The 14,583-nt window shown below is 38.6% G+C and carries 14 protein-coding genes; 7 read left to right on the top strand and 7 right to left on the bottom strand.

Translation table 11 applies throughout. From position 1 onward, the window contains the following. Positions 1 to 258: 258 nt before the first annotated feature. From CSV70_RS10895 to CSV70_RS10880, 4 genes are all read left to right on the top strand, one after another. Positions 259 to 1,095, top strand: coding sequence for a malate synthase (locus CSV70_RS10895; RefSeq protein WP_099626534.1), 837 nt, complete (start codon positions 259 to 261; stop codon positions 1,093 to 1,095). Positions 1,096 to 1,490: 395 nt separating this feature from the next. After that, positions 1,491 to 2,477 carry a LacI family DNA-binding transcriptional regulator gene (locus tag CSV70_RS10890; RefSeq protein ID WP_099626535.1) on the top strand — a complete coding sequence of 329 codons (987 nt, stop codon included), beginning with the start codon at positions 1,491 to 1,493 and terminating at the stop codon, positions 2,475 to 2,477. 155 nt (positions 2,478 to 2,632) lie between these two features. Then, positions 2,633 to 3,907 carry a histidinol dehydrogenase gene (gene hisD / locus CSV70_RS10885; RefSeq protein ID WP_099628923.1) on the top strand — a complete coding sequence of 425 codons (1,275 nt, stop codon included), beginning with the start codon at positions 2,633 to 2,635 and terminating at the stop codon, positions 3,905 to 3,907. 43 nt (positions 3,908 to 3,950) lie between these two features. Further along, a complete protein-coding gene (locus tag CSV70_RS10880; RefSeq protein WP_085130440.1) occupies positions 3,951 to 5,267 on the top strand; it encodes a GntP family permease in 1,317 nt (438 codons plus the stop codon). A 222-nt stretch (positions 5,268 to 5,489) separates the two neighbouring features. Here CSV70_RS10880 and CSV70_RS10875 read toward each other — a convergent pair whose 3' ends face one another. The 4 genes from CSV70_RS10875 to queC all read right to left on the bottom strand — a co-directional run bounded on the left by CSV70_RS10875 (position 5,490) and on the right by queC (position 9,518). Then, positions 5,490 to 7,529 (bottom strand): catalase, encoded by a 2,040-nt coding sequence (locus CSV70_RS10875; protein WP_199092922.1) that lies wholly within the window; start codon positions 7,527 to 7,529, stop codon positions 5,490 to 5,492. 269 nt (positions 7,530 to 7,798) lie between these two features. Beyond that, the gene (queF, locus tag CSV70_RS10870; protein ID WP_085130444.1) at positions 7,799 to 8,287 is read right to left on the bottom strand and encodes a preQ(1) synthase; all 489 of its coding nucleotides are present in this window, start codon (positions 8,285 to 8,287) and stop codon (positions 7,799 to 7,801) included. Between the two features lie 14 nt (positions 8,288 to 8,301). Further along, a complete protein-coding gene (locus CSV70_RS10865; protein WP_085133510.1) occupies positions 8,302 to 8,853 on the bottom strand; it encodes a VUT family protein in 552 nt (183 codons plus the stop codon). Then, a complete protein-coding gene (queC, locus tag CSV70_RS10860; protein WP_085130446.1) occupies positions 8,853 to 9,518 on the bottom strand; it encodes a 7-cyano-7-deazaguanine synthase QueC in 666 nt (221 codons plus the stop codon). Before queC ends, CSV70_RS10865 begins: the two co-directional genes overlap by 1 nt. A 442-nt stretch (positions 9,519 to 9,960) precedes the next feature. On the opposite strand from queC, the gene CSV70_RS10855 reads away from it, so the two are divergent. After that, positions 9,961 to 10,392, top strand: coding sequence for a DUF1801 domain-containing protein (locus CSV70_RS10855; RefSeq protein ID WP_085130448.1), 432 nt, complete (start codon positions 9,961 to 9,963; stop codon positions 10,390 to 10,392). An 81-nt stretch (positions 10,393 to 10,473) separates the two neighbouring features. After that, complete coding sequence (locus CSV70_RS10850; RefSeq protein ID WP_085130450.1) at positions 10,474 to 11,022, top strand: DUF7010 family protein; 549 nt, start codon at positions 10,474 to 10,476, stop codon at positions 11,020 to 11,022. A 193-nt stretch (positions 11,023 to 11,215) separates the two neighbouring features. On the opposite strand, the gene CSV70_RS10845 is transcribed toward CSV70_RS10850, so the two are convergent. From CSV70_RS10845 to CSV70_RS10835, 3 genes are all read right to left on the bottom strand, one after another. Then, the gene (locus CSV70_RS10845) at positions 11,216 to 11,380 is read right to left on the bottom strand and encodes an aspartyl-phosphate phosphatase Spo0E family protein (RefSeq protein ID WP_085130453.1); all 165 of its coding nucleotides are present in this window, start codon (positions 11,378 to 11,380) and stop codon (positions 11,216 to 11,218) included. Positions 11,381 to 11,874: 494 nt separating this feature from the next. Continuing rightward, positions 11,875 to 13,140 carry an AAA family ATPase gene (locus CSV70_RS10840; RefSeq protein ID WP_099628922.1) on the bottom strand — a complete coding sequence of 422 codons (1,266 nt, stop codon included), beginning with the start codon at positions 13,138 to 13,140 and terminating at the stop codon, positions 11,875 to 11,877. Between the two features lie 60 nt (positions 13,141 to 13,200). Further along, complete coding sequence (locus tag CSV70_RS10835; RefSeq protein WP_099628921.1) at positions 13,201 to 13,596, bottom strand: rhodanese-like domain-containing protein; 396 nt, start codon at positions 13,594 to 13,596, stop codon at positions 13,201 to 13,203. 129 nt (positions 13,597 to 13,725) lie between these two features. On the opposite strand from CSV70_RS10835, the gene CSV70_RS10830 reads away from it, so the two are divergent. Next, entirely contained in the window at positions 13,726 to 14,559 is an 834-nt protein-coding gene (locus tag CSV70_RS10830; protein WP_085130459.1) for a lipoate--protein ligase family protein, read from the top strand. Positions 14,560 to 14,583 lie beyond the last annotated feature (24 nt).

The following is a 14,583-nucleotide window of genomic DNA, read 5'->3' as shown; positions in this document are numbered from 1 at the left end:
ATACGATAAACAAATGATCCGTGTCAACCGTAAATTTGAGAAATTTCTAACAATGTGTTATACTGTATATGTACAAGTAATCAGGACGGCTGTAACAATCCTGCGCAACTTATTCCAGCAAGGAATGAAGGGCGCCTTTTTTTGAATTCGAAAAATGGGTTGTTCCATTTCAATGAAATAAAGTGTGAAAACACAGAATGTTTTAATTAGATTTGCTGTAAAGTATTTATCAAGGAATTTATAGGAGGAGATTGGCTAGTGAATTTAATTAATGAAGAAATTACTCATAACGTGTTTGGTGAGGGAAATATTGTGGAACACGAGGAGTCATTCATCACTGTTGATTTTAATAAGGATCTTAAAAGATTTGTCTATCCCGATGCATTCGAGAATTTTATTACGTTAAACAATCGAAGTATGGCAGAGTCTTTAGAGAAGGTCTTTGTGGAACGAAAAGCAGAAGAAAAAATATTGGAAAAGAAGCGTAAAGAAGAAAAGGCTATCCAGGTGCTTGAGCAGCAGCGTAGAGAAATATTAAAGAACCATAAAATTCATGAAAGTTCACAAATTGTTTTCTGGTTAGATAAAGAAAGACAGTCAGAAGTACTTGGCGACTGGGAGATATCGACTGGAAGTATACAAAGTGGGAAGAATAAAGGATTACCTAACCCGGTGACTCGTTTGCGTCCGAACAGTGCAGGTGTTCTAACTGTTAGAACCGCAGATCAAGCAGAAACTGAAAGAACTATTATTGGTCTCTTCATGGTTGGTGATACGTTTACTGGAAGTATCGGTGAGGATGGTTTGGTGCCTACCCACCCTGAATATAGAATTCAACTTACTGAAGAAGAAGCTGAGAAAATGCTTTTCTGGAATTACTATAAAAATAAGAACTATCCTGATCGTACTTCATGGAATTCAGGTACATTCCGTTATTTTGATAATATTTGGACTGCTCAAATTTTAAACGATATTATTGCATTAAAAACGGATGAAGAGCAAATCAAAGAAGCGCAAGAGTTTATGAGCTATTTCTGTAAATTGAACGCTATTGACATGAATAATATTCCGGAAGCAGAAGGCTCTTTACGTTAACAAGTAAAGTCACTTTAGCCGAAGTGCTTTAGAAAATTACACATAAAACTGCCAGGTACGAGCACATGAGGACTGTGTTGGTACCTGGCAGTTTTTCATCTTTCAATTATTCTGTTGATATAGCATTTAACAGGCTAACGAGAACGTTTCAAGTGATTAGAAACTTACAGTGTATAGAATAAAAAGTGGCTATAAGCGAATACATTGCGGATCATCATTTTCAGTACCATACAATTTCTATAAAAAGTAAACGAATTGTTAGTGTGAACTAGCCACTAAAAAGTTTCATTTTAAATCTTTGAATATATACTATATAATTTACTAAATTGAATAAAATAAAAAACAGTATTGAGAATAACACATAAAATTAAAATCATTGCAAAGGATTGAATTAAATGAGAGAAACGGTAACGGCGATGGATGTTGCTAAGCTAGCGGGCGTTTCACAATCGTCGGTTTCAAGAGTATATTTTGAAGGTGCTTCTGTTTCGGCTAAAACTAGAAAACGGGTTCTTGAGGCAGCGGCAGAGCTCGGCTATCGTCCCAACGTATATGCCAGAAGTCTAATAACAAACCAGTCTAAAATTATTGGACTTGTGATGAAAAGTGTTCACAATCCATTCTATACACACGTATTAAAACGATTTAGTTCAATCTTCAAACAGCAAGGTTATAGCATCTTATTTGTCTCCACTAATAATGATGAAATTCAAGAGGAAGATGTGGAAACATTACTTAACTATAATGTAGCGGGCGTAGTTGTAACAGATGCTACGATATCAGAAACAGTTGGAAATGAATTCAAAAAGAATCACATACCTCTTGTTTTTTTTAATAGAAAGCCTAAGACTGAAGTTTTTCATTCAGTAAGTTGCAATAATTTAGAAGCTGGACGTTCTATTGCTTACTTTTTAATTGCAAAAGGGTCCATGGAACTAGTATTGATCACGGGAAATGAAGATACCTCTACAAGTATAGAACGTAAAAAAGGTTTTTGCGAAGTCTTGGATCAGCAAAATATTGTGTATCGCACGTATAGTTCGGACTATACGTATGAAGGGGGATATAACACAGCTACCACTCTGATTGAAGAGAATCAATTACCATCTGCTATATTCGTGGCGAATGATATTATGGCACTAGGGGTATTAGATGCACTTCGCAAACATGAAATCCGAGTACCTGAATACACAAGGGTAGTTGGATTTGATAATATCGGTATGGCTTCTTGGCCTGCATACGAATTGACGACATGGGAACAGCCTATTGAAGAAATGATTGAAGCAACCGTAACGTATTTGCTGGAAGAAGTGACATCTTATACAGGATCTGTGCAAACGATAGAAGTGGATGGCAAATTGATAGAAAGAAAAACTACATAAAGTTGTTGACTTTGACGAATATTTAGACTATTATTTTAACGTAGAGTTATTTGCATACGTATGCAAAACGGAATTCGCATACGCATTCTAAATATTACCCAAGTTAGTGTGTAGATCAAACAAAATGTAAGCGTTTAAAAATAGGAGGCAAAATCATGGTAAAAGTAATCAAAGCGGGTAAAACACAAGAAGAAGTAGTAGCAAATGATACGAAGGTATCTGAAATAGTTTCTGAGGCGTTAAAAGCAGTGGAAAATCGTGGAGATCAAGCGGTACGTGAACTTTCGGAGAAATTTGATAAATGGTCCCCAGAATCCTTCAGACTTAGTGAATCAGAAATTAAAGAAATTGTTGCGCAAGTGCCTGACAGTGTAATCGAAGACATTAAATTTGCTCAAACTAATATAAAAGCGTTTGCAGAAGCGCAGCTTGCTTCTTTGCACAATGTGGAAGTGGAAAATATTCCTGGTGTTATTCTAGGACATAAAAATATTCCAGTAAACAGCGTAGGTTGTTATATACCGGGTGGAAGCTATCCGATGGTTGCATCTGCACATATGAGTGTATTGACTGCAAAAGTTGCAGGAGTGAAGCGGGTCATTGCCTGTACACCACCAATCAATGGCGAAATTCCAAAAGCGACCATTGCGGCAATGTATTTAGCAGGTGCAGACGAAATTTATTTACTTGGTGGCATTCAAGCGATGGGGGCAATGGCTATCGGGACAGAAACAATTGAATCTGTCGATATGATTGTCGGACCGGGTAATGCATTTGTTGCTGAAGCGAAGCGACAATTATACGGTCGCGTAGGAATTGATTTGTTTGCAGGCCCAACAGAGACACTGGTTGTAGCAGACCATACAGCAGATGCAGAAATGATTGCAATTGATCTTCTTGGTCAAGGAGAGCATGGACCTACTTCTCCTGGAGCGTTGATTACGACTTCAGAAGAACTTGCACACGAAACAATTAAAGAAATTGAACGTCAGTTGGAAACACTTCCAACAGCAGACGTAGCAAGTGTGTCTTGGGAAGATTATGGTCAAATATTGGTTGTGGATTCTATTGAAGAGGCACGGATCGAAGCAGATCGCCTAGCATTCGAACATGTGGAGATTTTAACAGAGAATCCCGATTACTTCCTAGAGCACATGACGAACTACGGCTGCTTGTTCTTGGGACCGGAGACGAATGTAGCATACGGAGATAAAGTAATTGGAACAAACCATACTTTGCCGACTAAGGGAGCTGCTCGTTACACAGGCGGATTGTGGGTTGGAAAATTCATCAAAACGGTCACTTATCAGAAGGTAACTCCTGAAGCCTCTGCATATATCGGTGAGTACGCAGCACGCCTTTGTCTTCTAGAGAACTTTGAAGGACATGCTAGACAAGCGCAACTACGTGTAGATCGTTATAGCAAATAATAAAGTACGTAATAAAGGAACAAGGTAATTAGGAGGAATGAGTATGTTAGGAATGATCGGCCTTTTTGGGGGACTTGCGATCTTGATTTATTTAACAATGAGAGGTATGAACCTTCTCATTGCGGCACCCATTACCGCACTGTTGATCGCAATTATGAATGGCATCCCGCTTTTCCCACAGTTGGCAGAAGAAGGCGCGGTTAATTTCTTAACCAACTATATGGGTGGATTCACAGGATTTATTGCTTCCTGGTATTTAATGTTCTTAACTGGAGCTATATTCGGTAAAGTTATGGAAGATAGTGGTGGTGCCGATAGTATTTCAAAGTGGATTGTCAGTAAAATTGGTATGAAAAGAGCAGCGTTAGCGGTCGTTATCGCTTGTGCAGTGTTAACGTATGGCGGGGTAAGTTTGTTTGTTGTTGCGTTCTCGGTCTATCCGATGGCGTTAAGTCTGTTCAAACAAGCTGACTTGCCAAGACGATTCATTCCAGCTGCACTAGCATTTGGTTCTACAACATTTACGATGACATCTGCAGGATCTCCTGAAATTCAAAACTGGATTCCAATTGAGTTCCTTGGAACGAGTCCATATGCGGGATGGGAAGTCAGTATTCTCGTAGCAGTCTTCATGTTCTTGTTCGGCTATTGGTGGCTGAAGCGAATGATTTCCAAAGCTGTATCCAAAGGGGAAAGGTTTGTTGCAAGAGATACGGATAAGGAAGTAGATATGCAAAGAGCTCTTCCGAATCCAATACTGAGTATGATTCCATTAGTAGTAGTTCTTGGAATCACGTTATTATTGCACAAATCTCTTGGAACCTCGGCACTAATTATCTCTTTAAGTGGCGGTATATTAGCAACATTTATTTTGAATAAAAAGTACTTCCAAAATTTTGGTCATGCAGTAGGAGAAGGTGCGATGGGTGCAGTTATTGCTATTGCTAATACAGCTGCAGTCGTTGGTTTTGGCGGGGTAGTCAAGGCGACGCCGGCTTTTGATGCGGCAGTAAATGTCATGACAGATATTCCGGGAAGTCCCTTAATCGGTGGAGCGCTTGCGGTAGCAGTCATTGCTGGATTAACCGGTTCATCGTCAGGTGGACAAGCAATTGCTTTGCCACTATTAGCACCACACTATTTAGATCTAGGTGTAGATCCCGAAGCATTGCATAGAACGGTATCCATCTCTTCAGGGTCGTTGGATTCACTTCCTCAAGGGGGATATGTTGTAACAACAATTCGATCTATTGCTGGCGAAACACATAAAGACGCATATCCGGCATTTGGAGCTTTGTCTGTCGTTGTACCAATACTAGGCGCAGCCTTAGCAGTCATTCTGTTTTCGATCGGACTATAAAATAAAGACCTAACGAATCAAATATATAGTTCATCTAGACTCTTAATTTCCCAGGTAATGAAAAGCACGACATATGTAAGCGCAAAAGGCTTAAGGTTTCTATCTTTTCGTAAATGACAACGTAATCTTATTAATATGTTGTATTTTGAAAGAAATAATAAGGGATTAGAATATAAAGAAGCGTCACTCATCATTCAGAGTGACGCTTCTTTCCAGGAAGAATTAGTAAATATCTCGTTTCCAAAAACGTTGCTGGGTAATAGCGAGTATAAAATCATCGTTAAAAGTAGCGTTATTTTCCGCAAACACAATACCAGGTCCCTTTTTTGCGTCAGATGCTGTGAAAATAGCGTTTCCGCTTTTGGCAACGCTAATCGGTTTATAATGTCTGAATGCCTCATTGATGAAATAGACGCTATCCGAATTGAACTTTGCTTGATCCGCTGCGTTTCCGCCTACTACATAAAGAGAATCGAATAAAACGGGGGCTGTAGTCAAAAACGTTTCATTGACATGAATCTCCAGGCCGTTCTTTCCTCTCACCGTACCAAGTTTTTCACCAATTGTATATACCCAAACTCCATACTTTGCTAGATGTTCAATTGTCGATTTCACTTCCTCGTCAGAAAATCCGTCACCAATGAGAATACCGACCTTCAAACTGTATGGGTAGCGGGGAGTATTTTCCTGGCTCAGCGCAGGGGATGACGCTGTAACTTTGACTTGTTCACCAGTTGGTTTATTAACTCCTACATTGTTTGCGATTATGGTAGCCATTTTCTGATCAACGTTAGCGAACATATCCACTACTTGTTGTCTAATACTTATACTATTCACTTTTCCAATTTCAAAACTAAACGCGTTAATAATATGTTGTTTTTCGGGCGGTGACATACTATTCCAGAAAAGTCGGGCTTGAGAAAAGTGATCCTTGAATGATTCGCTCCGTGCTTGAATGATGCGCCCTTCCACTTTTTCAGCATAGTGAACAAATCCGCCTTCTTTTGCTGTGGAAGTGGCAGGCGTATTATCAGCCAAAGAATTTTTATGATAACTTACTTTGCCGACATCAATGCGCTGTCGGTTGAATCCATTTCTCTGATTGTTATGGAATGGACAGACTGCACGATTAATCGGTATTTCTGTAAAGTTTGGTCCACCGAGACGGTATAGTTGGGTATCGAGGTAGGATAAAAGTCTGCCCTGTAAAAGTGGATCATTAGTGAAATCTATTCCGGGCACTACGTTACCAGGATGGAAAGCGGCTTGTTCGGTTTCAGCAAAGACGTTTGTTACGTTTTGATTTAACGTCATTTTCCCAATGATTTTAACAGGCACGATCTCTTCGGGCCACAGTTTTGTTGCATCGAGAATATCAAAATCAAACATGAATTCATCTTCTTCTGCAATCAATTGAACGCCGAATTCATATTCAGCAAAATATCCTTTATCAATACATTCCCATAGATCTTTGCGCTGGAAATCTGCATTTTTTCCAGCGATTTTCTGCGCTTCATCCCATACTAATGAATGCACGCCGAGTATTGGTTTCCAATGAAATTTTACGAAACTAGCTTGACCTTCACTATTAATCAGCCGGAATGTATGGACACCAAAGCCTTCCATCATTCGCCAACTTCTAGGAATGGTCCGGTCTGACATTTGCCACATCACCATATGGGCGGATTCTTGATTGTTAGCTATGAAATCCCAAAACGTATCGTGAGCTGAAGCTGCTTGGGGCATATCTGTGTCCGGTTCAGGTTTTACTGCATGAACAAGATCGGGAAATTTCATGCTGTCTTGAACAAAAAACACAGGTAAATTATTTCCCACCAAGTCGTAATTTCCTTCTTCTGTATAAAACTTCACCGCAAAACCTCGGACATCCCTTGCTGTATCAACAGATCCTAAATTTCCTGCTACGTTAGAAAAGCGTGTGAAAACAGGTGTCTTCTGTCCTGCTTTCTGGAGAAAGGCAGCTGTTGTATAGTCTTTCATTGATTCATATAACTCAAACTCACCGTGTGCTGCATATCCTCTCGCATGAACAACCCGCTCAGGAATCCGTTCACGGTCAAAGTGCATGAGTTTTTCTTTTAAATGAATTCCTTCCATTAATGTAGGCCCACGTACTCCTGCTTTCAATGACTCTTCATCATTGGACACTTTCACTCCTTGATTGGTCGTAAGCTTTTTCCCTCTATTGTCAACTTTAAATTGTTCCAACTGCTGAACTTTTCGATTCTTTTCTCTATTCATATTTTCGTTTGCCGATTCATCTTTCAAGAAATTCCCTCCGTTTATTAGTATATGATGATGAAAACTTCACATCTCACTTATACTGTATGTATAAGTGATGATAAAAAGCCCGCTCATTTACATTAAGGAATAAAAAAGAATACATTTTAGTGGAAGGGCTCAGAAAGGATTTATAGTAGTATAGCTTTTTTGACATGTGATTCGGTTAGTATAGTAAAATGCCAGGCATGGAGACATTTTCAAATTGTCTCTGTGCCTGGCATAAAAAATTATCTATTATCTATCTTCTCGGGATATATATCATGTTGAAAAAGTCTTTCTTTAGCCATTTGTTCGAAATACGTTCCAGGTTTTCCGTAATTACAATACGGATCAATGGAGATTCCGCCACGCGGAGTGAACTTGGCCCACACTTCAATATATCGTGGTTCCATTAAATGAATTAAGTCTTTCATAATCAGATTTGCGCAATCTTCATGAAAACCTGGATGGTTTCTGAAACTGAACATGTATAGCTTTAATGATTTACTTTCTACCATTTTCACATCAGGAATATAGGATATATAGATGGTAGCAAAGTCAGGTTGGCCAGTGATTGGACAAAGGCTAGTGAATTCAGGAATGTTAAATTTAACAAAGTAATCATTGCTTTGATGTTGATTCTCAAACGTTTCTAAAACGTCTGGATCATATTCATAGTTATATGTTGTCTCTTGATTTCCGAGTAATGTAAGGCTGTTTTTACTGTTTTCTGGCATTTTCCAAACTCCTTTTAATGTGCTTCTGAAATATTTGGTTCATATATATTTAACTTAATCACAACTTGTCTAATCCCCCCGGCAACGATCAACTGCATCAACACTTTCGCTATCCATTGTCCGAGTATTGCATATGGAACTAACTCCCACGGGACGAAGTTAAGCCCTAGTGGACCAATTCCAATAATTACAAATAAACTTGAGTCTAAAAAGCCAGCCACCACACCCGAGAACAGTACTCTTTTTACAAAAGGTAATTTAAAGCGGGTATAAATTTCAGTATCTGCTGTTTCTGAAACAATAAAACTAAGCGTACTTGCAAAGACGATCCATAATTGATCTCCTAATAAATGACTGGTAACAGCGGATAATAACAGTGCGACTGCAATCAATATGTATGTTTGACGTCTTCCGAATCTGTTTTGGACCATATCTCTCATGACAAGTGTTAATCCAATGAACAAAGTACCGTAGGGGATAATTAATGGACCAAGTTCAAGTGGAGCAAATCGTGCTGTAATGACATTGGCAAGAATGATAGATAGTAAATAAATCGTAATTCGGATCATGAGACGTGCTGTCCTTGTAAGTATTTCGCTAACCCATCATTTCTCAACTGGCAAGCGGGGCATTCCTTGCAACCATCTGCAATAACACCATTATAGCAAGTTAGCGTGTTCTCTCGAATATATTTCAGCCGTCCCATTTGATCGGCCATTGCCCAAACTTCTGCTTTGTCTTTCCACATTAAAGGAGTGATCAAATCAAATGGATAGTCCATTGCTAAATTCAAAGTCGTATTCAATGAACGAATAAACTCATCCCGGCAATCAGGGTATCCACTAAAATCTGTCTCACTTACACCGGTAATAATCGCTTTTGCCCCAACAGTTTTAGCATAGATTGCCGCAAATGAAAGAAATATGTGATTCCGTCCCTCTACAAATGTATTGGGTACACTTCCTTCTTCTACTTCAATTTGCATACCATCTCGGGTCAATGCGTTCGAAGTTAACTGATTGAGAACGTCCATTTGAATGATCTTTTGTTTAACACCTAAGTCTTTCGCGATTTTTGTAGCGCAATCAACTTCTAACTTATGTCTTTGCCCATACAAAAATGTGACGGTTTCTACTTCGTCGAATTCTTCCATTGCCCATAACAGGCAAGTGGTAGAATCTTGTCCGCCACTAAATACTACAACTGCTTTACTCACTCTACATTCCTCCATAGTTTTGTTTTTAGAGGGGATGGTTACGAACCCTCTGCAATAATCGAAGTGGCTTAGTTATATATTCCTAAGACAGCTATGATTATTAGTAGTTAAAATATACACTTTAATCGTCCTTTCCACAAGCGGATTGAGAATGCTACCTGTTACTGGTATCTTTAATAAAACATAATGAAAGATGAAGCATTATTCATGTTAGATAATCTGTTTATAGACGCGACGATTAGGAAAGTGCTTGTAAAAAAGATTAATTTTTCTGGTATTTAAATAATACAAAGGGATATGTGTGATACTAACGTCAACGGGACGACAGTGCAATGACGTTTCCATAAAATCAATAGAGGATACCAGTGCTGTAATCAGTCGTCCTTTCTGGCATTATGATCTAGAAATCATGATGAATTTCGCGCAAACCAAAAAATAGTAGAATGGAGATAATTCAATGTACGAATTAAAAACTAAAGAAACCGATAGTAGTGTTATTGAATTTATTGAGAACATTGATCAACTTAGAAAGCGTGAAGATGCTTTTAGTTTACTGGATATCTTCACCGAGACGACGGGGTATAAAGCTAAAATGTGGGGACCGAGTATTATAGGTTTTGGCAAATATCATTACAAATATAGTTCTGGTCATGAAGGGGACGCGCCAATCGTAGGTTTTTCCCCACGAAAAGCTAAAATTAGTTTATATGTAACGCTTGAAAATGAACAGCGAGAGAAACTGTTAAAAGATTTTGGGAAACACACAACAGGTAAATCTTGTATATATATCAACAAAATCGCGGATGTTGAAATAGAGATATTAAAGAAATTAATAGAACAATCTGCGGCTTTTATTAAAGAAATCTATCCAAATACAGAAAAACTATAGAGCGGAGTACGTGTACTAGATATACTTTGCCTAATTTAGCAATACTGTTTTACAAGAGAAGAGGAAAGGTGGAAGATTTCTTTGACGATATATGAGATGAAAAATGATTTATCGATTAAAGGGAGAAATGGGATCTCATTTATCCTATCTGCTAGTGTGATTTGGTTGATTATTACCATTATATTTATGCAGTCATTAGAAATAACGCAGAAAAATATAGGAATGCTTTTTTCGACAGGTTTAATGTTCCCTCTCTCAGTTGGTATTTCATATATACTAAAGGCCGATTGGAAATTTAAAAATAACGCCTTAGGTAGTCTAGGGTTATATTTGAATCTAGCACAGATTCTCTATTTTCCGATACTTTTTTGGAGTATGTTAAAAAGTCCACAGGATGCAATTATGATATTTGCTATTATTACAGGGGCGCACTTTTTTACGTACGGATGGTTTTATAATGCAAAACCTTATTATATATCGGCTCCGATGATTGCGATCGGCATAATGTTTTTAGGCCTTTATACAACGGCAGACAATCTATGGATGATTCCTCTCTCAATGGTAAGTGTATTATTGCTATTAAGCTTTGCACTCCATATGGATTATAGAAAGGTAGTAAAGCGAACATAACTGGTATTTACTAAACTATTTTCTTCACGCAATGGGCAGCCAAGCGATTTCCATAAAATCAAGTGATCGTGAATGTCGGATTTTATTGAAGTGTTGAATGACAATGTTTCAGACAATACAAAAAGACAGTTCCAAAACGGGAACTGTCTTTTCTTTGGAACTATTATTGATACTATAGATGTAACTTCAATAGTTAAGAATAAATTCCTTGTACTCTGTTCAATAAGCTATCTAGTCGTTGGCTGCTTTTTACAACGCTCGGATGTGCGATTCCTAAGAATTCAGCTTTCTTATACATGATAATTCTTTTTACTTCAATTCTAAACAATAGTAAGTTTCTTTCAATAGTTTTAATCATTTTTTCCTCCGTAATATATATTACGCTTCACGTCATGTAGCGGTTAACTTGCTAGGTTGGAAGCAACTTTCTTATCATATATAAAGCGAATTGAAAAGTGTGTCGCTTTTTGACTGACTCCTATATTGTTTATAGATTATGACATAAATGTGTATGATGATTGAAAATTCAATTATATTAGGTAGGATAAAATAATCCTTTAATCGACACGAGTGTTGTTTTATTTTTAAATCTTCGTGAATAAAAGAAACGTACTATTAGATATTTGTCATAATAAATAATTGCTTAATATACAAATTATGACAGTCCTTAAAGGCAATGAGCTTCTATTTGGCGCGAAGGTAGGGGCTTATAACAAAATAATAGTTGACCTGACGAAAGCTAGAAGTAGCTGGATAAAAATCAATAACTAGAATGAGTGACTTTGCGTAAACCTATTCACAATCAAGCAAAAGAGGTTGCCTTGAAAGATTCAAGGCAACCTCTTTTGCGTCTTAATAACCAATTGTTGAATCGGTTTCCCAGTCATGTCGAGTAGTTTGTCTATGTTGCTTCTGCAACTGACGGATTCGTTCTTCATATTGAATATTCGCCTCATAATGGTAGGTGAGCGCAATTGACATATATAATTCATTCAACTGTGATACAGAAAGGCCTTTTGTCTGCTTGGCTATTTCCTCCACTTGTTCTAGAGAAAGTATCTTTTTGCGATCCAGTTTTTCCATGTATAACCTACGGACTTCCAGTGTCGGAGACTTGATTTCATATGTGCTGTCAAAGCGGCCTGCACGGTTGATGAGGGCAGGGTCGATGCGTTCAGGGTAATTAGTCGTCCCGATGATGAATAAACCATCACGGACATGTACGCCATCTAGGATGTTTAGAAATGTGCTTCTCATATGTTCCGGCATGGAATCGATGTCTTCGATTACAAGGATAGCGGGTGCGAGCCGTTCGACTGTATTGAACACTTCTTGTACGGAATGACTCCCTGTGAATTCCGTGATTTGCCAATAGACAACAGGTGCGTCAGTTGTTCCGGTAATGGAACGTACGAGTGTCGTTTTACCGTTACCGGGAGATCCATACAGCAAGATTCCTCTTTTATATGGTAGTCCGTATTCTTTAAAGAAAGCCCCGCCATCTCGGAAGAATTCATCGATAGAACGAAATAGATCATTCTTCAAACTTTCATCCAGCAGAACGTCACTGCGCTCAATTTGTGCGCCGGCGCCATACGTCTTTTTTTCCATACCTTCTTCGGTATCCACTAAGTACGTAATATTCGTTTTCATCGCGTCTCGTTGAAGTTGATTGAGCACTTCGATGAAATCTTTGACGTGACTGGCCGATGGCGCGAATACAGTATGTTCTGACCAAGTAGAGCCGGTTGCGACATAATAGCTAATGTTGGCGATGGCAATTTGATGTTCAGGAAAGAATAGCAACTGATTGTCGATTGTTTCAGCACCTTGTAAGGAAAAAGCATCAGTTGATACGTCTTGTTGAATTTTTTGTGTCGGCAATGTGGCGTAAATATGACTAAGTGATTCGTAAGGCAATTGTTTACGATGAATCAACTCAGGAAGCATGGTTTCTGTATAAGAAGAAAACTCATCCACTTGGATAATTTTCCAATCAGCCGGTGAACGTTGTTGAAGTGCGTCTAGAATCGCTTCAATGACGACGCCATAATATTGATAATGTGTCAGCTTCTCGTATTGTGCGGACTGTAGTGGAATTAAAAAAGATGGTTTCATTAATTTAACACTCTCCCTATAAATAAGTAGATCCTCCTTAAAAAGGAGGATCCGCAATGATTATTTTGTTTTGATTTTACCTGACCACTTTTTAAATCCACCGCGTAGCTGGTAGATTTCTGTACAACCTTTTTTCTTCAAGAATAACGCAGCACGGCCTGTACGGCTTGTGTTTTGGTCATAAAGATAAACGGGTTTGTCGGGGCGGATTTCCTTATAGCGCTGCGTGAACTGTGTAAATGGAATATTCCGTGCACCTAAAATATGTCCAGCATCGAAATCTTTTGGTTCGCGCACGTCGATCAATTGTGCTTTGCGATAACCTTTAATAAACTCTTCTTGCGTTAATGTAGTCAATGCTTTTCCGACCCGTATGTATGTGATGACGAAATACAAAATGACCGCGAGCACAGCTGCTCCTAAAATATAATAACTCAAAAAAACTTCCCCCTTCATCAATATCTCTATTATAAAGATTATCTGGCATCAGTTCAATCCTAATGATAAAATGAAATGCGTTATTGTTTTTTTCATTGACGACTTCCTATACTATAGGTGGAGTATAAACACGAAGGAGAATAGATTATGACAAAAGCCGTATGGCATTATGTAGACTCTGGAAAATGTAGTCCTTCCTTCAATATGGCGCTCGATGAAGCGCTTCTTGACTTACATAGCCGAGGAGAAATCGGGCCAGTTCTACGTTTTTATGAGTGGGAACCCGCTACATTATCTATCGGGTACTTCCAACGTATTGAAAAAGATATCGATATGGAAAAAGTAAAAGAACTAGGGCTCGGATTTGTCCGAAGACCAACAGGTGGCCGCGGTGTCTTGCATGAACATGAGCTTACATACAGTGTCATTGTGAGCGAGCAGTATCCCGATATGCCGGAAACAGTAACCGAAGCATACCGTGTGATTTCTGGTGGATTGCTGCAAGGCTTCCGTAATCTCGGACTTCAGGCAGAGTTCTCGATTCCAGATCAAGACGTTACGGAGCAATTGCGTAGCCCAAAGAGCGGTGTTTGTTTTGATGCACCGAGCTGGTATGAACTCGTTGTCGAAGGTAAAAAGGTTGCGGGTAGTGCACAAACGCGTCAAAAAGGCGTGATTTTGCAACATGGAGCAATTTTGATGAGCTTAGATGTCGATAAATTGACGTCTATTTTCACGTATTCATCACCCGCATTGAAAGAACGTGTACGTAAAACATTACCAGACCGTGCAATTGCGATTGACCGATTGACGGACCGAGAGATTTCAGTGGAGGAATGCAAACAAGCCTTTTCTAAAGGGTTTGAAACGTCGCTCGATATTTCATTGGAACCTCTAGAATTAACGCATGAACAGCTCGCTTTAGTCCGCCAAATCGAGAAAGATAAATATGCGAATGATGACTGGAATTTTAAAAAATAAAATTGGTACTTTGGTTTTATTTTT

It is taken from the genome of Sporosarcina sp. P25 (assembly GCF_002743235.1).
GTDB lineage: Bacteria > Bacillota > Bacilli > Bacillales_A > Planococcaceae > Sporosarcina > Sporosarcina ureae_B.
The sequence above is the reverse complement of the archived record's forward strand: the minus strand, read 5'-3'. Positions and strand labels throughout refer to the sequence as shown.